Source organism: Arcticibacterium sp. GJ41-1 (assembly GCF_055808875.1).
The window spans coordinates 1,075,264-1,093,337 of record NZ_CM147888.1 but is presented as its reverse complement, the minus strand read 5'-3'; the positions used below and the strand labels follow the sequence as shown (position 1 = coordinate 1,093,337).

General features: G+C 36.8%; 17 protein-coding genes and 1 tRNA gene. 14 read left to right on the top strand and 4 right to left on the bottom strand.

The window, feature by feature from the left end:
* Positions 1-10: 10 nt before the first annotated feature.
* Together AC0L6O_RS04275 and tsaE are read right to left on the bottom strand one after the other, a co-directional pair.
* Entirely contained in the window at positions 11-1,210 is a 1,200-nt protein-coding gene (locus AC0L6O_RS04275; RefSeq protein ID WP_473306582.1) for an alanine dehydrogenase, read from the bottom strand.
* Positions 1,207-1,638 carry a tRNA (adenosine(37)-N6)-threonylcarbamoyltransferase complex ATPase subunit type 1 TsaE gene (gene tsaE / locus AC0L6O_RS04270; protein ID WP_473306580.1) on the bottom strand — a complete coding sequence of 144 codons (432 nt, stop codon included), beginning with the start codon at positions 1,636-1,638 and terminating at the stop codon, positions 1,207-1,209. The genes AC0L6O_RS04275 and tsaE overlap by 4 nt, the downstream gene beginning before the upstream one ends.
* Before the next feature lie 165 nt (positions 1,639-1,803).
* Here tsaE and AC0L6O_RS04265 point away from each other — a divergent pair, with 165 nt between their 5' ends.
* From AC0L6O_RS04265 to AC0L6O_RS04255, 3 genes are read left to right on the top strand one after another with little or no spacing between them, the layout of a single operon-like run.
* Entirely contained in the window at positions 1,804-3,639 is a 1,836-nt protein-coding gene (locus tag AC0L6O_RS04265; RefSeq protein WP_473306578.1) for a penicillin-binding transpeptidase domain-containing protein, read from the top strand.
* A gap of 3 nt (positions 3,640-3,642) precedes the next feature.
* On the top strand, positions 3,643-4,917 hold the full coding sequence (gene rodA, locus AC0L6O_RS04260) for a rod shape-determining protein RodA (protein ID WP_473306577.1): 1,275 nt from the start codon (positions 3,643-3,645) through the stop codon (positions 4,915-4,917).
* Positions 4,918-4,947: 30 nt separating this feature from the next.
* Complete coding sequence (locus AC0L6O_RS04255; protein WP_473306576.1) at positions 4,948-5,646, top strand: SAM-dependent methyltransferase; 699 nt, start codon at positions 4,948-4,950, stop codon at positions 5,644-5,646.
* Here AC0L6O_RS04255 and aat read toward each other — a convergent pair.
* Both aat and pyrR read right to left on the bottom strand, forming a co-directional pair.
* Positions 5,643-6,266, bottom strand: coding sequence for a leucyl/phenylalanyl-tRNA--protein transferase (gene aat / locus AC0L6O_RS04250; RefSeq protein ID WP_473306574.1), 624 nt, complete (start codon positions 6,264-6,266; stop codon positions 5,643-5,645). The genes AC0L6O_RS04255 and aat overlap by 4 nt on opposite strands.
* 3 nt (positions 6,267-6,269) lie before the next feature.
* A complete protein-coding gene (gene pyrR, locus AC0L6O_RS04245; protein ID WP_473306572.1) occupies positions 6,270-6,812 on the bottom strand; it encodes a bifunctional pyr operon transcriptional regulator/uracil phosphoribosyltransferase PyrR in 543 nt (180 codons plus the stop codon).
* Between the two features lie 263 nt (positions 6,813-7,075).
* On the opposite strand from pyrR, the gene pth reads away from it, so the two are divergent.
* The 11 genes from pth to AC0L6O_RS04190 all read left to right on the top strand — a co-directional run bounded on the left by pth (position 7,076) and on the right by AC0L6O_RS04190 (position 18,047).
* Complete coding sequence (gene pth / locus AC0L6O_RS04240; RefSeq protein ID WP_473308494.1) at positions 7,076-7,636, top strand: aminoacyl-tRNA hydrolase; 561 nt, start codon at positions 7,076-7,078, stop codon at positions 7,634-7,636.
* 248 nt (positions 7,637-7,884) lie between these two features.
* Positions 7,885-8,349: a hypothetical protein gene (locus AC0L6O_RS04235; protein WP_473306571.1), complete on the top strand. Its 465-nt coding sequence runs from the start codon at positions 7,885-7,887 to the stop codon at positions 8,347-8,349.
* 232 nt (positions 8,350-8,581) lie between these two features.
* Entirely contained in the window at positions 8,582-9,769 is a 1,188-nt protein-coding gene (locus AC0L6O_RS04230) for a Gfo/Idh/MocA family protein (protein WP_473306569.1), read from the top strand.
* A 29-nt stretch (positions 9,770-9,798) separates the two neighbouring features.
* Positions 9,799-10,998, top strand: a complete 1,200-nt coding sequence (locus AC0L6O_RS04225) for a nucleoside permease (RefSeq protein WP_473306568.1) — start codon at positions 9,799-9,801, stop codon at positions 10,996-10,998.
* 169 nt (positions 10,999-11,167) lie between these two features.
* Positions 11,168-11,241, top strand: a tRNA-Asp gene (locus tag AC0L6O_RS04220).
* 1,100 nt (positions 11,242-12,341) lie between these two features.
* Entirely contained in the window at positions 12,342-13,604 is a 1,263-nt protein-coding gene (locus AC0L6O_RS04215) for an SIR2 family protein (RefSeq protein ID WP_473306567.1), read from the top strand.
* The gene (locus AC0L6O_RS04210) at positions 13,604-15,685 is read left to right on the top strand and encodes an ATP-binding protein (protein WP_473306565.1); all 2,082 of its coding nucleotides are present in this window, start codon (positions 13,604-13,606) and stop codon (positions 15,683-15,685) included. Before AC0L6O_RS04215 ends, AC0L6O_RS04210 begins: the two co-directional genes overlap by 1 nt.
* A 38-nt stretch (positions 15,686-15,723) precedes the next feature.
* Positions 15,724-16,185 carry a hypothetical protein gene (locus AC0L6O_RS04205; protein ID WP_473306563.1) on the top strand — a complete coding sequence of 154 codons (462 nt, stop codon included), beginning with the start codon at positions 15,724-15,726 and terminating at the stop codon, positions 16,183-16,185.
* Positions 16,170-16,328 (top strand): hypothetical protein, encoded by a 159-nt coding sequence (locus AC0L6O_RS04200; protein ID WP_473306562.1) that lies wholly within the window; start codon positions 16,170-16,172, stop codon positions 16,326-16,328. The genes AC0L6O_RS04205 and AC0L6O_RS04200 overlap by 16 nt, the downstream gene beginning before the upstream one ends.
* 17 nt (positions 16,329-16,345) lie before the next feature.
* A complete protein-coding gene (locus AC0L6O_RS04195) occupies positions 16,346-17,050 on the top strand; it encodes an FRG domain-containing protein (protein WP_473306560.1) in 705 nt (234 codons plus the stop codon).
* A gap of 856 nt (positions 17,051-17,906) precedes the next feature.
* A complete protein-coding gene (locus tag AC0L6O_RS04190; protein WP_473306559.1) occupies positions 17,907-18,047 on the top strand; it encodes a hypothetical protein in 141 nt (46 codons plus the stop codon).
* The last annotated feature ends 27 nt before the right edge of the window (positions 18,048-18,074 follow it).

Genomic DNA, 18,074 nt, shown 5'->3' with positions numbered 1-18,074 from the left:
TCCTTTCTATTTAAATTCTGGCTGCTAAAAGAAGCCTTAAATCCCTATGTCTTAAACTAAATTTCTTGGCAATATTCTGATGCGTAATATTTCCTTTGAAGGCATAAACACCTTTAAGAAACCATTGGTTCGTGAGAATCATCTCATCCATGCCACCCAGATTTATTATTTTAAGTAAAAGTGGCGTAAAAATATTACTCAAACTATGACTCGCCGTATTACTCACTCGTGATGCTATGTTTGGCACAGCATAATGAATGACGCCATGCTTCTTAAAAACTGGACTTTCGTGCGAAGTTGGCGTAGATGTTTCAATACACCCTCCTTGGTCTATGGCCACATCTATAATTACCGCATTATTCTTCATGCTCTTCACCATATCTTCAGTCACCACTAAAGGCGACAATCCTTTCTCAGAACGCATAGCTGCCACCACCACATCTGCTTCGGCTAATGCTTTACATAGGTTTTGCGAATCAAGAATAGAAGTAAAAATATGCTGACCAAGCGAATACCTCAAACGCTGTAACCTATATAGATAAGAGTCAAAAATCTTTATATCTGCACCTAAACCCAAAGCAGCTCTGGCAGCAAACTCTGCCACTGTACCTGCTCCTAATATTACCACCGAAGTAGGCGGAACACCTGCAATACCTCCTAACAAAGTTCCTCTTCCTTTAGCCAAATATTCTGACGCCAAAAGAATGGCTGAGCTACCGGCAATCTCGCTCATGGCTCTAATAACTGCAAGGTTACCAGCCACATCTTCCATATATTCAAAACCAATAGCTGTAATTCTTTTTTGAATCAAAGCCTCAAAATATGCTTTGGACTGATGCTGGAATTGCAAAGCCGAAAGAAGTGCACTTTCTGGCTGCATCAGGGCTATTTCTTCTAAAGTAGGTGGGTCTACTTTGATAACAATTCTAGATGAGAAAACCCTATCTCTTGATATACATATCTCCGCTCCTGCTTCACTATAAGATTCATCCGTAAAGTCAGCAGCTTCCCCTGCCCCTTTCTCTACTTTCACACTCATTCCGTTTCTTACCAAAACAGAAACAGAGTCTGGACTTAAAACTATTCTTTTTTCTGAAACCGAGTTTTCTTTCGGAAGTCCTATAGAAAATTCACTATTCCGCTCTTTTACTGCCAAAGGCGACTCCTGTGTTTCTAAACTACTCCCAAGTTTTCCTGATGAATCCATCATTCTTTTATTATTTCAAGTCCAATAGTTCTTGATTGATCTTCCTCAATTTCTAAAGAAATAAGAAGATGTGGTACCGGAAGCAAATTGGCTATAACCTCGGGCCATTCTATCAAACATACATTCCCACTATATAAATACTCCTCTATGCCAAAATCGAAGGCTTCTTCCTCATTTTTTAATCTGTAACAGTCAAAGTGATAAAGTTCTGCTCCATTATCTAATGGATAAGCATTCACTATAGAAAAAGTAGGACTTTGAACTGGCTCTGAAAAACCTAATTGACTACATAACTCTTTAATCAACGTAGTTTTTCCTGCTCCCAGATTTCCTTCAAACAGCCAAACATTGGTATCATCAGCAAATTCTATAATCTGCTGAGCCACACTTGGCAAGTCTTCTAATCTTATATGTTTTAAAACCTTATTCACAATAAGCACAAAAGTACTATTATTTTTAAAAAATCACCTTTAAAGATATTTCAAGAAGCTTTTAAGCAGTACTGTAATTTTTACATAATAAATCAGCCCCATTTTGGTTTTAACGTCCAAATTTTAAGACCTTTGTCTTCTAATTTCTAAAGACTTTCCGGGCTTATGTATGATGGCAGAAAACATGTAATTCTTTTCTTCTTTTTTACCATTGGTGCCATTTACCTTATTAGACTATTTTATCTTCAAGTAATTGATCCTAAATACCGTTCTATTGAGGCCACCAATGCTATTAAAAGACACGTTGAGGTTCCTCTAAGAGGACAAATTTATGACCGTAACCACAAGTTGCTGGTCAAAAATGAAGAGGTGTACAATATGTACGTTACCCCAAGAAAGGTCAAAAACTTAGACACTTTAAAGTTTTGCAAGGTTTTAAATATTGACAGGAACTACTTTGATAGTACCTTGGCTTTGGCTACTGCCTACTCTAAAAACAGAGCCTCACTTTTCAAGAAACAATTAAGCAAAACGGAATTTGCCCAGGTAGCTGATGCCATGGTTAATTTTAAAGGTTTCCATTTTGAACAATCTTTTTTTAGGAGCTACCCTGGCCATACACTTGCCAATGCTCTAGGTTATATTGGAGAAGTGCCACGGAAGTTTTACGAAGAACAAGAAACTCGATATTACAGGAAAGGAGATTATATAGGACTTTCTGGAATTGAAAAAGAATACGAAGAAGAACTACGTGGCGAACGTGGCGTAAGATTTACCCTGATGAATGTAAAGGGGGAAGACAAAGGTCGCTATGAAGGCGGTGCTTATGACACCACCGCTGTGGTAGGAAGAGACCTCTACTCTTCTATTGATATGGAACTACAGCAACTAGCCGATAGCCTTTTCCAAAACAAAGTGGGCTCTATAGTAGCCATTGAACCTAAGACGGGAGAAATCTTAGTCATGGGTTCCTATCCAACTTATGATCCAAACTTACTCTCAGGAAAAGCTTTTTCTGACAATTATATGAACCTTATCAGAGATCCTGATAAGCCAACTTTTAATAGAGCTATTTCTTCTTTTTACAGACCTGGCTCTACTTTTAAACTTGTTCAAGCCGTAGTTGGCTTACAGCAAGGTGTAATAAATCCGAAAACTTCATTTATTGGAGCGTATTCTCCAATGGGCTGTCATGGTCATGGTTTGCACCACATGTCTAACCTTAACAATGCTGTTCAGTATTCATGTAATCCTTATTTCTACAATGTATTTAAGAGGTTGATTGAAAACACCAACGAGAAAAGTCCATTCATTGGTGCTAGAGAAGGATTGACCAATTGGCGAAATATGGTTGAGAAATTTGGCTTTGGAACACATTTAGGAATTGATATTCCAGGCGAAAGGAGCCAACTTCTTCCTGGGCTACCTCTTTATGATAAATACTACGGAGAAAATAGATGGAAGTTTTCTAATATCTACTCCCTCGCAATTGGTGAAGGAGAAATTGGCCTAGACGTATTAAAACTTGCCAACATGACCGCCGTTTTTGCAAACAAAGGTTACTGGATAACGCCACACCTTATTAGAGGAGTAGGTGCCGACAAAAAAGGGATGAAACCCCAAAGGCTTGAAATACATCAAACTGGAATTTCTCCAGAACACTTTGATGCCATTTATAATGGTATGGAAGAAGTACTAAGAGCTGGTACTGCACGCCAAGCCTACATGAAGGAAATTCCTATTTTAGGAAAAACCGGAACCTCTCAAAACAAAAAAGGAAGAGACCACGCTATTTTTATTGCTTTTGCCCCTAGAGATAACCCTCAAATAGCAATAGCCGCAGTAGTAGAAAATGCAGGATATGGTGGTTCATCTGCTGCTCCTATATCTTCTCTTATTATTGAGAAATACTTAACAGGTAAGGTAGAAAGAAGAGCCTTAGTAGAAAGAATGAAAAATACAAGTTACACCACAGTGGCAGCCTCTGCCGTAGCAAAATAGTTAATGGCAGGAGAAATTAATATTAAAAATGGAGTTGACTGGATTACGGTAATACTTTACTTATCCTTGGTAATTGTGGGATATTTAAATATTTACGCAGCCGTATTTAATCCAGAGGACCCAATCGCTTTCTTTTCACTACAGCATAACGCCGGAAGACAGCTTCTTTTCTTATGTCTTTCTAGCATTATTGTGGTGCTTATACTTTTTGTAGACTATAAGGTTTACGACTCCTTTGCCTATATATTTTATGGGTTTATGATACTGGTTCTGATAGCTACCATCTTTTTAGGTAGTGATATTAAAGGCTCTCGCTCTTGGATTAAATTAGGCTCTTTTTCTTTACAACCTGCTGAGTTTTCTAAAACAGTTACTGCCTTAGCTTTAGCAAAGTTTTTAAGCTCACAAACGGTCAATCTAAAGAAGTTTAAAGATTTATGGAAAGCTGCCGCCATCATATTGGTACCACCTATCATTATCATTTTACAAAAAGAAACGGGTTCGGCTTTAACGTTTGCCATATTTATGGTAGTACTTTATAGAGAAGGCTTACCTTCTATTTTCCCTGCCCTTTTCCTAGGATTTGTAACCATACTGGTACTCTCCCTATTTTACTCCAAATGGTACATCATGGGCGGATTAATCCTACTCGGAGTGCTATTTTGGTTTCTAGTATTTTCAAAAAGAGACCGTTCTAGGCAAAACCTCTATAACCTCTTGGGGCTCTATCTCTTATTTTCCACCTTTACTTTAGGCTTAGATTTTTTCTTAACTAAAGTACTTCAACCCCATCAGCAAAGAAGAATTGAAGCTTTGGTAAATCCAGATGCCGATCCTTTAGGAGCTGGCTGGAATGTAAATCAGTCAAAGCTGGCTATTGGCTCAGGTGGCTTTATTGGAAAAGGATATTTGCAGGGCACTCAAACCAAATTTGACTTTGTACCAGAGCAGTCTACCGACTTTATTTTCTGTACTGTGGGCGAAGAATGGGGTTTTGTGGGAGCTTTAGTATTAATTGCCCTATACCTTGGCCTCTTTACCAGAATAATCCTGTTGGCAGAACAGCAGCGGGATAAGTTTGCCCGGATTTATGGCTACTGTGTGGCTTCCATTATGTTTTTTCACCTCTTGGTAAATATAGGTATGACCATTGGGCTTATGCCAGTAATTGGTATACCGCTCCCCTTTGTTAGCTATGGAGGTTCATCCTTATGGTCGTTCACTATTCTCCTATTCATATTCTTAAAACTAGACGCTCACCGAAGCTTCAAGGTCTAAATATTTATCTGTAAGACATATTTGAAAATAATGAACTCAGTATACCTTATTCCAACGCTACTTTCTCCAGATAGCAAAGACGCCGTTTTGCCACCTGAACTTATTGAACGTGTTAAAACTTTGGATATCTTCTTTGTAGAAAATATCAAAACGGCCAGGCGATTTATTTCTGCTCTTAAAATAGGTAAGGTTATAGATGATATCACTTTTCATATTTTGACAAAGGATTCTGAATTTGAAGAAACTTTTAACCTCATGGCCACTTTAACAGAAGATGTAGGAATTCTTTCTGAAGCTGGCTGCCCAGGAATAGCAGACCCAGGAGCATTGGCGGTAGAAATAGCTCATCAGCTAGATTATAATGTAATACCATTAGTCGGTCCTTCTTCTATCCTACTGGCATTAATGGCTTCAGGTTTTAATGGTCAAAGTTTCGCATTTAATGGCTACTTGCCTATTGACAATAAAGAAAGGGCTAAGCGAATTAAGGAATTAGAAAGATTAAGCCACACCTCTGGTCAAACACAACTCTTTATGGAAACCCCATACAGAAATCGACAATTATTCCAGGCAATCTTAGCGACCTGCAATCCAAGTACAAAACTGACCATTTCGGCAAATTTGACAGCACCTGACGCTTTCTCTAAGACTAAGAGTGTGGGAAAATGGAAGGAGTATAAAGACATTGACATTCATAAGAAACCTGCCATATTTGGTTTTGGCTCTTAAACCATAACCTCCGCAAGTTTTAAGGCACCCAGTGACGGTACAAAAGTCATTTTCTTACTTATTGCTTCTTCAAGCTTGGCTTCATAGTCATCTTTAGGTATTTCTATAGCACCATACCTTAAGACATTGTCATTGATAAACTGGGTATCTAAAAGAACAAAACCTCTATGTTTTAGAATTTCGATAAGGTAATGAAAGGCAACCTTGGAAGCATTGGAAACCAAATGAAACATAGACTCTCCAAAAAACACGCCGCCTATAGATACACCATAAAGGCCTCCTACTAATATTTCATTTTCATAAGCCTCCACAGAGTGTGCGAAGCCTGTAGTATTTAATTGACAATACACATCAATTATTTCATCTGAAATCCAAGTTTCATCAGCTTCGAACCTTGGTTTGGCACAGTGATTCATTACTCCTCTGAAATCCTGATTAACTCGGATATCAAATTGCCCCCTATTTAATACAGGTCTTAGTGATTTAGATGGCTTATAGTTTTCTAATGGAATAATGGCCCTAGGGTCTGGAGCATACCAAGAAATCTCTCCATTGGCATCAGCCATAGGAAAAAAGCCATTTAAGTACGCATAAATCAATTCCTCTACCTGTAGAGACATATATCAGGAGTCCATCAACCAGATTTTATCTTCCTTAAATTTCTGCTCTGTCCACTCCACCAATACTCTTTGAGTGTCTTGGGTATTAACTTTCTTACCCGTATAGTCTGGCTGAATAGGCAAGTCTCTGTTATAGCTCCTATCTATTAAGCATAACAATTCAATTTTGGTTGGCCTGCCAAATGCCTGTAAGGCATCAATAGCCGCCCTTACCATTCTGCCCGTAGCCAAAACATCATCTATTAAAATGACATTCTTATTTTCAACTACAAAATTGATATTGGTGGCATTTGGCTTCAAAAATGAATCTCTCCTTCTGAAGTCATCTCTATAAAAGGTAGCATCTATAGAGCCACTAAGCACTTTCTTACCCAGTTCCTCTTCTAAAATACCTACTATCCTATCTGCCAAGTAAACTCCTCTAGGCTGAAGACCTATAATAACAGCGTTTTCTAGGTCACCATGATTCTCAATTATCTCTTGAGACAGCCTTTTGAGAATAACACTCAGTAAGGGTTGATTTAAGATTAATCTCTTTTTACTCATTCGCATTAAGCATTAAAAACAAAAATATTGACTTATAGCCAAAATGACTAAACCTAGCATGTTTCATTTTTTAAAAGTAGAATGAGATTGAATTTTAATAGATTCAAGCCCTTACCTACATGAACCTTTAAGAATACCCTTTTATCTTTGCCATAGTGTTAGTTTCAAATTAAAAATCAGACACTTTAATGAGTAACTTTTTCAGCAGCCTTCTCCAAAAATTCAGAAAAGAGGAAAATAATATACCAGAAGAATCAAACGAAATGAAATACCTTATAGTAGGACTTGGCAATATTGGACCAAAGTATGCCTTTACCAGACATAACGTTGGCTTTATGGCCCTTGATAAACTAGCTGCGGAAGAAGGCTTAAAGTTTAGCATGGAAAAACTTGCCTATCATACAGAATGGAAAGCTAAAGGAAGGAGAATACACCTTATAAAGCCTACTACTTTCATGAACCTTTCTGGCAAGGCTCTGCAATACTGGATGAACGCTCTGAAGATTCCAAAAGAAAATGTACTAGTACTAGTAGATGACCTGGCATTACCTATTGCGAAGCTAAGACTAAAACCAAAAGGCTCATCGGCTGGTCATAACGGACTTAAGGATATTGAAAGAGTGCTCCAAGGTTCGGAATACGCTAGATTAAAAATCGGAATAGGAAACAATTATCCAAAAGGAAGACAAGTAGATTATGTCTTAGGTGAGTTCTCTGAAGACGAAATCATTCAAATAATGAACAAACTAGACAAAGTCAAAGAAATGGTTTTAAGCTTTTGTTTCGTAGGTGTTAACAAAACTATGAACTCCTGTAATGAATAATTGTACTTTTAGAAGAACTTTCGCTTCTACTAGAAATACATACATTATATAGTTAATTTTTTTAGGAATAGAATATTATTTGGTACGAGGCTCTCAAAAAACCAACCAATAGCTATACTATTCTTCAGTTTCCACAAAACCACATAGAATATACTGCATGACGTCTTGCGAAAAACTTGCATAGAGTTAACTAATACCCCACATTTGCATCATAATAAAAACACGGAAACATAAATATTCCACGAATTATGACACATAAAATAGTAACTTTAGTATTAGTAATCGCAGCAGCTATCTCGGGAGTGAGTTCAGCTAAAGCAAATGACTCTGTAAACGTAAATTCAAATATATACTTATCATCTGGCTCTGAATTTAACTTCAAAGTTTTCATGAATAAGAAAGCAAAAAGATTTGTTAAGAAGAACAACGATGAGTGGGCGACATTCAACAACGTGGTTCGTTTATATAACAATCAAACTGGAAGCTTTTTAAATCTTTCAGATACAGACAAAGTAGAATTTTCAAACGCTGTAGCAAGCATCAATACGAAACTTGCAAAAATGAACAGTAGAGAGTCTCAACTGTGGCTTAAAAAAGTAGATGTAACGGAGAAAGTTTTCAACTTCCTTTGGAGCAACAAAATTGAAGAAAAGCCATTAGAAAACATTTACGAAATCCCTGCTATCAGCTTAGAAGCTACAGTAGGTAGATAATAAAACACAGGTTTCTTGGTAGCGTATTAAACGCATACCTTATAGAAATTTAAAGATTTAATAGGTTAGGGTTGAATAGACAAATGCCGCTCCTCATGGGGGCGGCTATTTTTTTGTACACGTTTTACTTTTCAAGCACACTGACAAAATCAGTAACAAATAAAAACCGAAGGCTCTGCTAATTGCCTATCTGTAGTTTTAGCTTTATTTTTAAAGAAAAACTATCCCTATTATGCAAAAATTAGCCATCCTAGGCTCAGGTTTCATTTCAGAATTTTATGCCTCCTCTATTCTAGGACAAAGAAGTAAAGACGAAATAATAATTGCCGCTTCTAGAAGTGAAGAAAGCACTAAGAAGTTTGCCGAAAAATTTAAAATCCCCGAATACAGCACCGACCTTAACCAAGCCATAAACCACCCAGATGTAAGCATTGTGGTAATAGGTTTGCCTAACTACCTCCACTTAGAAACCGTTTTAGCTTGTGCTAAGGCAGGCAAAGGAGTTATTTGCACCAAACCCCTTGGACGAAACGCAGCAGAAGCCTTACAGATGCTCAGAGCAGTAGAAAAGGCAGGAATTTTCCATGGCTATATGGAAGATCTGGTCTATACACCTAAAACACTTAGGGCTATTGAAAACGTCAAACAAGGCTCTTTAGGAAGAATACTTTGGGCTAAGTCTAGAGAAACTCATCCTGGTCCGCATAGCGACTGGTTTTGGGATAAAGAAAAAGCTGGAGGTGGTGCCATTCTTGACCTCGCCTGTCACTGTATTGAAATAGGAAGGAGCTTTATTGGCAAAGAACAAAAACCCATAGAGGTTATGTGTTGGGCTGCCACACAGGTCAAACCAATAGATGCAGAAGACCACGCCATAGGCCTTGTAAAGTATGCTAATGGAGCCATTGGGCAGTTTGAAGTAAGTTGGACTTTTCGTGGCGGACTTGACATTAGAGATGAGGTAATGGGAACAGAAGGTACTATCTGGCTAAACCATTTCCTAAGAACGGGTTTTGATATGTTCACAGCTCCTGGTCAAAGTGGCTATGTTGCCGAAAAAGCAGAATCTGATTCAGGTTGGATTTTTCCCGTAGCAGACGAAAATCAGGATCTTGGGTATAATCACATGTTTAACGACATGTTTACCGCCTATGAAAACGGAACCAGCCCCACAGAAACCTTTTACGACGGTTACGTGGTAAATGCAATCATGGACGCTGCTTACTTATCTGTTAAATCTAAAAAATGGGAAACTATAGAAATTGAAGATTGGCGAGGAGAAGAACCCGACGCTGTCGAAAGTCATAGCCTTGCTTCTTACAATGACCAATATTACTTGCTCAAAGAAGAGGTTATGCCAAATGGAGGCAAAACACTATTACTCAAAGACAAAAAGACCGGAGAAATTATCAGAAAGTAGACTTTTCAATTTTAAAACAACAGAGCCGAATGAAACTTAAAATCAAGTTGCAACTATCTAGTATGATGTTTCTCCAGTTTTTCATCTGGGGTGTTTGGTATGTTACCATGGGTACCTACTTAATAAAAATTGGTTTTGACGGCTTAAATATTGGTGCCGCCTATAGTACTATTAATTGGGGGGCTATTATTTCACCATTTGTAATAGGCATGATTGCAGACCGTTTTTTCTCAGCCGAACGCGTCTTGGGAATTATGCACCTTACAGGTGGTGTCATTTTATATGTTTTGATTCAAATAACAGACCCCTCTACCTTCTTCTGGACACTTTTGGTGTATGCTTTGCTTTACATGCCAACGCTCGCCTTGGTTAACGCTATTTGCTTTAATCAAATGACTGATACCAAAAACGAGTTTCCGCGGATTAGAGTTTTAGGCACCTTAGGATGGATAGCTTCAGGACTACTCATAAGCTGGATGAAGATTGAAGACTCTAGCATGGTTTTTCAGATAGGAGCTGCCGCATCAATTTTACTTGGCATTTACAGTTTTTTCTTACCTAGCACTCCTCCTCAAAACAAAGACCAAAACCCGACCATAAGAGATATTTTAGGTTTAGATGCTTTAGCTCTCCTTAAAGACCGCAATTTTGCCGTTTTCATATTATGCTCACTCCTTATTTCTATACCGCTAGCATTTTACTACAGCTTCACCAACCCTTTTTTAAACGAAGTAGGTATGGAAAACGCGGCTGGCAAAATGACCATGGGGCAAGGTTCTGAACTTCTATTCTTACTATTAATGCCTTTCTTTTTTAGTAGATTAGGAGTAAAGAAGATGCTCCTTATTGCCATGCTGGCATGGATAGTAAGATACCTTTTCTTTGCCTATGGCAACAATGAAGAACTAGTACCTATGCTTTACATGGGAATAATCTTACACGGTATCTGTTACGACTTCTTCTTTGTCACAGGTCAAATTTATGTAGACCAAACAGCACTTAAAAAAATCAAGGCATCCGCTCAAGGTTTTATAACCCTTATCACCTATGGTTTAGGAATGCTAATTGGAAGTTGGGCTGCTGGGTGGTTTGTAAAGCAATATACATTAGCAAATGGCGACCACTTATGGCAAAGCATCTGGCTAATTCCAGCAGGAATGGCATTAGTAGCAGCTTTATTATTCCTGACACTCTTCAGTGAAAAGAAAAAAGTGGCTGCAGAAAAATAATTTCAAAATAGATAAACTACTTAACAAAAAGATTACCAGCTGCTTACATAAATCATCACTAAAAACATGAAATAAATATCAAAAAATAGTTAGCCAAGGGCTTGACATAAACAAAAATTAATATACCTTTGCACTTCCAAATCAGGAAAAACAATCCAAATTTGGTTCCGGTCTGGTAGTTCAGCTGGTTAGAATACCTGCCTGTCACGCAGGGGGTCGCGAGTTCGAGTCTCGTCCAGACCGCTTAAGCACCCTTTTAGGGTGCTTTTTTGCGTTTAAAGCACCTTTAAGACTCTTTTCTATTTTTCGCTTTAACATATCATAATATCTTTTAGCAAACTTTTTGCTACCCAGCGTGATACCCGACTTCTAGTACTATAATAAGATAGCTTTAAAATAAAAGTTAAATAATAGTAGGTTTAGCTTACTAATTGGCAAAAAATTCCAAAAGTATATTCAACTAATAAAATCTTCAAATTCAAATGAACTTTGTCGTTGAAGTAGCCTAATCTCCGAATACCGTTTTATCTAAGTAATTTGGTAAGCCCTGGCTTTGGTTCTGACTTAATTTGGTAGAACGAGGAAGCCAACCAGATTAAACTTATTCATATGACCAATTTAGGCATGAAGTAATACTCCAACTTGCCAATAAAATTAGATTAAAGCGGAATTGCCAAATAGTTTAATAAGTATGGTAGGTACTTGAATCTTTGCTGATTAATTATATGAAAGGTTGATGTTCCTTTCTACTTTTTGCTTTTATAAGGTCGAGATGGCCACAATATCATGAAAGGGTGTCTCAAGAGTATTAAGAAACGCTATTGAGCAATATGGTGCAAATCCATGGTGTATGATGCACACACTTAGGAATAGTTTTGATACCGCCAATGGCTAAGGCATCTGCTGTAAGTAGGTGTTAATTTAAGTTAGTTCAGCGTATGTTAGGTTATAGTATTAGTAAGACTACCGAGGTTTGTTTATAACCCTGCTTTAGCCGTAAATATTAAAATAGAGAAGCTCATTAGGCTTTCTGGAATTCCGACATTTTTGATGAAAAGTAGTTCAAACGAGATCTTGAAGAAGTCCAGACAATAAGCATCCCGATAGCTATCTGGAGACATCTTTCTTTCTAAAACAACAAATTTAAGTGCACCGAAATGCCGAAAAATAAATGCTTTTGGTGGTACCAAGTAATTTCTCCAATTTCACTTATTGAACGGGTACGATTATCCGAAAACAAACACTTACAAACGAATATATAAGTATAGTATCTGCACCTTTTATTCAGATACCCAATCGTTACCTGCAAGCCAAAAGACCGAATACAATTTATAAATATTGACATGAGCGACATATATTTTTACAAGGGCAAAGAAGAAGTTTTGAGCAAAACCAAAAATGCTGGTGAAGACCTAAATGAATCTGACCAAATAAAGAAAATCCAGGACGCTTTCAGTAAAGTTCTCGACGGAAAGAACCTTTCATTTCTTTTAGGTTGCGGTTGTTCTTCACTCGTTAAAGAAATAGACACAATAAAAACTGACGTTGGCGTTCCAACTATGATGCCTTTGGCAAAAGAATTTTATACCGACATTCTTTTACCGGACGATAAGCTATGGCTCAATGACACATTGAAATTGGATATTGACGTAGATATTTTCAAAAGCAATCTTGAAAAGTTTTTAGGAACGCTTCACAGCATTTATTTTTTCTACGAAACCACAGGGCAAGAAAAAGGGGCAGAAGCAATTAAGGTTGCAGAGATAATTATTCAAGCAAGAAATTTTCTTTTGAAAAAATGTTTAAACGAAACAAACAGAACGTCAAAAGCTGATAATGATTTAGTAGAACTCTACAAATCATTTTATAGAAAACTTCTTTACAGAAATTCCAATCTTCCTAAGCCAAACATTTTTACGACCAACTACGATTTGTATAATGAAATAGCATTAGACAAATTAGGGATTCACTATGTAAACGGTTTTTCAGGAGGTATCCAGAAATATTTCAACCCGACAATTTTCAACTATGCTTTAGCTGAGAAAATGGATTTATCGCAAAGCAAGTGGAGTGTGATTGACAACTTTGTTTATCTCTATAAAATTCACGGCTCACTTAATTGGGTTCAAGCAGACGAAGATTCAAAACTTTTTAGAGTAAGAGAAATTCAAGAAACCAGTTACGATAACTTGCGAAAACAAGAGGTGATAATGATTCACCCCACCCCATTAAAACAAAATGCAAGTATGGGAAGCCCATACTCTGATTTGTTTCGTGAGTTTCAAAAGAAGCTCATGCAGAACAATAATGTTTTGATAGCACTTGGATACAGCTTTAATGACGAACACATAAACAATCTGATTTACCAAGCTTTCACAATTCCATCATTTCGTCTAATTGTTTTAGGTGACAATAATGCAAGCGAAGAAATTGCGAAGCTTCAATCTCTAGACGACCCTAGAATTTGGATTGTTGGAGGAGAGCTAGAGGATACAAACAAACTTCATTACTTTAAAGGTTTTGTAGAAAAAATATTACCTGATTTAAGTAATGATGAGATTGACCACAAAATTGAAAACGCAATCAGAAAACTCTTTAAAGAATAATGAATAAAGAAGATAAACAAAGAGCAATCGGAAAAGTGGTTGCGATCAATTCAGATCGATTTACAATTGAGTTGTTGAGTGGTATTGACAATTTCAATGTGAATGGTTTTGATGACATTCATTACTTTGCACAACTCAACAGCTATGTAATTGTACCTTACCAGAATTACTATATTGTTGCAGAAGTCTCAGGGGTAAGAGAAAAAGATTTAAATGTTCCTTTCAGTAATCCAACTGAACAAATTTTAAGTAAAGTAAAATCAGGCAAATTTCTAGAAGTACTGCCAATTGGGACATTGAGACCCAAAGAGGGTGAACCAAATGTTTACGATTTTGATTTTGGTGTAAGCGTTTACCCTGCATTATATACTGATACGCTTTATATTAAAGAAGCAGAGTTAGACGCAATCTTCAACGTTAAAAATCAAGAACAAATAGTTTGTACAAAACCAAAAGCTCATAAAACCGAATGCGATTGTAAAACCAAACGTTTTAAAACACTTTCAATTGGTAAGTCAACAATTTTCCCTGACTATGAAGTTAAGATTGACATTGACAAATTCTTTTCTAGTCATTCTGCAATACTAGGGAATACAGGTAGTGGTAAGTCATGTACAATTGCTTCAATGTTGCAAAACCTTTATCGATTAAATGGATACAGTGCAACAGGTAGTTCCTTTATAATCTTTGACGTCAATGGAGAATACCGACAAGCATTTGCTGAAATTCAAAAGGTCAATCCAGATTTAGAAGTCAAGAACTTTAGCATTGACCCAGCAGAAGTAAATGCCGAGGTAAAACAATTTGTACTTCCTCATTGGTTTCTTACAATTGATGAATGGGCATTACTGCTTCAAGCCACTGAAAAGACCCAATTACCTATTTTACGGAATGCACTTGGGCTTGCATCTATCTTTACTCTTCAAATTGATGTCAATGAGTTGAAGAATCACATATTGGCAACTTGCATAACTCAAATTTTGAGAGATGAGAGTAGTAGTCCATCAAAAAAGGATAGAATTGTTTCAATACTTCAAAAATTCAATACCAATGAAATTAGCTTAGCAAAAGAATTCACATACAATGATGATGATGGTAATGAACAATCTACAGTTTATATTGACAGAGGCATTAATTTAGATTGTAATATCAGAAACTGCTTAACTGTTCACTTTGGCGAAATAAAAGGAATCAGACAATTAATTTCATATTTGGAACAAACAAATGAAGATGGAGAACCTGTTTTTATTGTTGACAAATTTAAAATGCCCACTTATGAACGAAATCAGAAATTTTCATTTGAAATAATTGAAGACGCTTTAGATCTAGCAATTCTTTACGAGGAAGCCCACGGAAATAAGCAAATAAGGGACTATTGTTCATCTCTTATTACTAGGCTAAAGAGTATAAAAGACAGAGAGGATTTTAATTTCTTAAAACAAGATAACGCAAACTTTGAACAGTACAAAAGGCGTTTATTAGGTCTAAGCAAAGTCAAATCAGCTAATGAAGTCACTAAGAAACAACAAATTATTATACTTGACTTGAGTTCTGTTGAAGATGAAATTGTTGAAGTAATATCATGTGTTATTTCGAGAATAATTTATGAAGCTGTAAAAGAAATACCTCCTAGAAATTCTTATCCAGTAAACTTAATTTTAGAGGAAGCACATCGTTACATTTCAGATTCACCTGTTGGAGCATTTCTAAAAGCAAATAGAATTTTTGAGTTGATTGCGAAAGAAGGAAGAAAATTTGGAATGCTCTTAATGATATCATCACAAAGACCAAGTGAACTGTCCAAAACAGTACTATCTCAATGTAGTAATTTCATCGTTCATAGAATTCAAAACCCTGAAGACCTTGCACACATAAGACAAATAACGCCACACATATCAGATACCATATTAAAACGTATGCCATCTATACCAACACAACATGCTTTAATTTTTGGTCATGCGGTGAATCTACCGACAACTTTTAAAGTGAATGAAGCTAAGCCTAGACCGAAAAGCGATAATAATAATATTTCCGAAAATTGGTTTAAACCCAAAAATCACATCGTTTACAAATATGAATAGCAATGGATTATTTAAATAATATAGATTGGAGTGCAGTCATGTCCGGAGCAATTACATTTCTAATTGTCTTTGCAGTTAAGCAACTACTAGATTTAAAACTGGCTCATTGGTGGATAAAGTATTTCCATTGGATTCCCTTAAGAAATTATTTCAGAGCAAAACCTATTAATATTTCTGGGAAATGGGAAGAACAATGGTATTTATTAGAAACGAAAAGTTTTATAGACCCAACGAAAAGACATAGTCATCCTATAATTAAGCAGATGGGACACTATTGTTATACTGAATTTATAGCAAATGGAATTACCTATGGAGTCTTCGGCACAATTATGAACGACTATTTGATTGGAGAATGGTTTGATATAAATGACCGTATAGGATATTTTGGAACATTCCACTTAAAGATTGATAGTAATAAATCTATGACAGGTAAGTGGATAGGGCACTCAAAAACCTTTCATGGCATAAGAGAAGGAGATTGGATGTGGAAAAGACTTTAGGACAATGGTCAGCAGGTAACAGCACCTACACAAAAGGCGGGGTTTCGTTTTCCAAAGACAGTTTTGTGGTTAATCAAAAAATCGTTTTTCAAATCAAGTTTTGTGGTAAAAGTCCTGCCCTTCAGGTAGCTGCAAAACGTTAGCGGTAATTTTTTAAAACATGATTACAAAAGAAATAACAAAATTTACTGACTATACTATGATAGTAGAAGCCTTAACTGCTCATACAGTTAAAGCTCTTACTTTATATCGAGGTCAATCTTCGAATAAACCTTTGCTACCGACTATTTCTAGAAATAACCCTAACGTGGACACTAGTAAATATGAAAAAACAAAGCTAAGGGAACTGAAAAGAAGAACAATGTCTGTGAATCATTTTCCAAATGATTGGGATTGGTTAGTTTTTGCACAACATTATGGTTTAACAACAAGACTCCTTGATTGGACCTCGAATCCATTAGTCGCCTTATGGTTTGCTTGCTTTTATAATCGTCTCGACACAACAGACTCGTTTGTTTATGTATTCTGTAAGGCTGACAATTTTTTTGTCGATTATGACAAACATCTTTCACCATTTGAAATCGACAATATATACATCCTAAGACCAAATTTAAACAACGAAAGAATTATTTCTCAAAATGGGTGGTTCAGTATTCATGGCTATAGCAAGACTCAAAATAAGTTTGAAGACTTAAAAGAAATTGAAAAAATAAACGAGAGAATTATTGAGATAAAGATTCCTTCCAATTTAAAAAATGAAATTATTAATAACTTAGATGTTTATGGTATTAATAGTCAAATGATATTTCCAGGAATTGATGGATTATGTAGTTATTTAAATTGGATGTGGCATGAAAAAAGATAAACCAAATAAAACTACCGCTAATCGAGTAGCCCGACCCATCAATAGAACATGATGGGCTGGGGCTCTGGTACGCCAGCTCGTCACACCACCGTACGTACGGGTCTCGTATACAGCGGTTCGTTTATCATAAACCCCAAGCTCTTTTCACCCTGAGACGTAGACCGCACTTAAATCGATGGCTATCTGTAGATTCCATAGAAATTTTCTGATCGATAAATGTTCAGTCCTTCCTCTATTGTGAGACCTCGAGGGTATGGCCTTAGCAATCCTCGCTCATTTCTTTTACCTAATATGACCTCTGCTCACTTCTCAATCCATACGCGTATGGTTCGAGAGCTCCCTTGATAAGGCGAGTATCCTTTTGTCTATCGCTGCTACATCTACTATTTCGGTACTGCCTCTTTTCAGAGTTTTGGACTTCGGCAGCATGTGTTACCTCATCCGTCGGGGACGCCCAGTCATTATAGCCTCAGGATGTAGTTGCTGTCCGCAATGGAATTGTCGTCAGTACGGGCAACGTGGTTTGGCCGCTTCGGCGGTCCGATTGCTTCAGATGGTCAGTCACCCGACTCACCCTTGCCTCCTACTTAGCTCAGGGTAACGACTCCCCTGCATACGAGACTTTCACCCTTTGGACTGTTCTTTTAAAGAACTAAATTCGTCATTCAAGGCACACGCACTGTATATGAAACATAGCCGCCTAACGGCAGACTCCGTCAGGTATACTTGATACATTAGGTCTAATCTCAAGAAACACTCATCGTATTAATTCTAAAATAGTCAAAACATCAAAAAGTATGTTTGGTTAATTGTGAAAAATCTGTAAATTACGTATTCACTTTAATATCATATACTTATGAAAGACATCAAAATTGAAGATTTAGACAAAATGGACATCGCATCTGTTAAGGATTTGAAAGGTTCTGTTAACACCAACACTAATTGGAATGACACTAAAAGTCATATCACTTCTGCTGGAGTTAATCAAAATTGCTAACAAAATATCATATAGCAAACCGTCTTG

Excerpts from the sequence above, each read along its gene's own strand:
- AC0L6O_RS04275 (WP_473306582.1), bottom strand. The coding sequence starts at position 1,210 with ATGATGGATTCATCAGGAAAACTTGGGAGTAGTTTAGAAACACAGGAG.
- AC0L6O_RS04265 (WP_473306578.1), top strand. The coding sequence starts at position 1,804 with ATGTATGATGGCAGAAAACATGTAATTCTTTTCTTCTTTTTTACCATT.
- rodA (WP_473306577.1), top strand. The coding sequence starts at position 3,643 with ATGGCAGGAGAAATTAATATTAAAAATGGAGTTGACTGGATTACGGTA.
- AC0L6O_RS04255 (WP_473306576.1), top strand. The coding sequence starts at position 4,948 with ATGAACTCAGTATACCTTATTCCAACGCTACTTTCTCCAGATAGCAAA.
- aat (WP_473306574.1), bottom strand. The coding sequence starts at position 6,266 with ATGTCTCTACAGGTAGAGGAATTGATTTATGCGTACTTAAATGGCTTT.
- pyrR (WP_473306572.1), bottom strand. The coding sequence starts at position 6,812 with ATGAGTAAAAAGAGATTAATCTTAAATCAACCCTTACTGAGTGTTATT.
- pth (WP_473308494.1), top strand. The coding sequence starts at position 7,076 with ATGAAATACCTTATAGTAGGACTTGGCAATATTGGACCAAAGTATGCC.
- AC0L6O_RS04235 (WP_473306571.1), top strand. The coding sequence starts at position 7,885 with ATGACACATAAAATAGTAACTTTAGTATTAGTAATCGCAGCAGCTATC.
- AC0L6O_RS04230 (WP_473306569.1), top strand. The coding sequence starts at position 8,582 with ATGCAAAAATTAGCCATCCTAGGCTCAGGTTTCATTTCAGAATTTTAT.
- AC0L6O_RS04225 (WP_473306568.1), top strand. The coding sequence starts at position 9,799 with ATGAAACTTAAAATCAAGTTGCAACTATCTAGTATGATGTTTCTCCAG.
- AC0L6O_RS04215 (WP_473306567.1), top strand. The coding sequence starts at position 12,342 with ATGAGCGACATATATTTTTACAAGGGCAAAGAAGAAGTTTTGAGCAAA.
- AC0L6O_RS04210 (WP_473306565.1), top strand. The coding sequence starts at position 13,604 with ATGAATAAAGAAGATAAACAAAGAGCAATCGGAAAAGTGGTTGCGATC.
- AC0L6O_RS04205 (WP_473306563.1), top strand. The coding sequence starts at position 15,724 with ATGTCCGGAGCAATTACATTTCTAATTGTCTTTGCAGTTAAGCAACTA.
- AC0L6O_RS04195 (WP_473306560.1), top strand. The coding sequence starts at position 16,346 with ATGATTACAAAAGAAATAACAAAATTTACTGACTATACTATGATAGTA.
- AC0L6O_RS04190 (WP_473306559.1), top strand. The coding sequence starts at position 17,907 with ATGAAAGACATCAAAATTGAAGATTTAGACAAAATGGACATCGCATCT.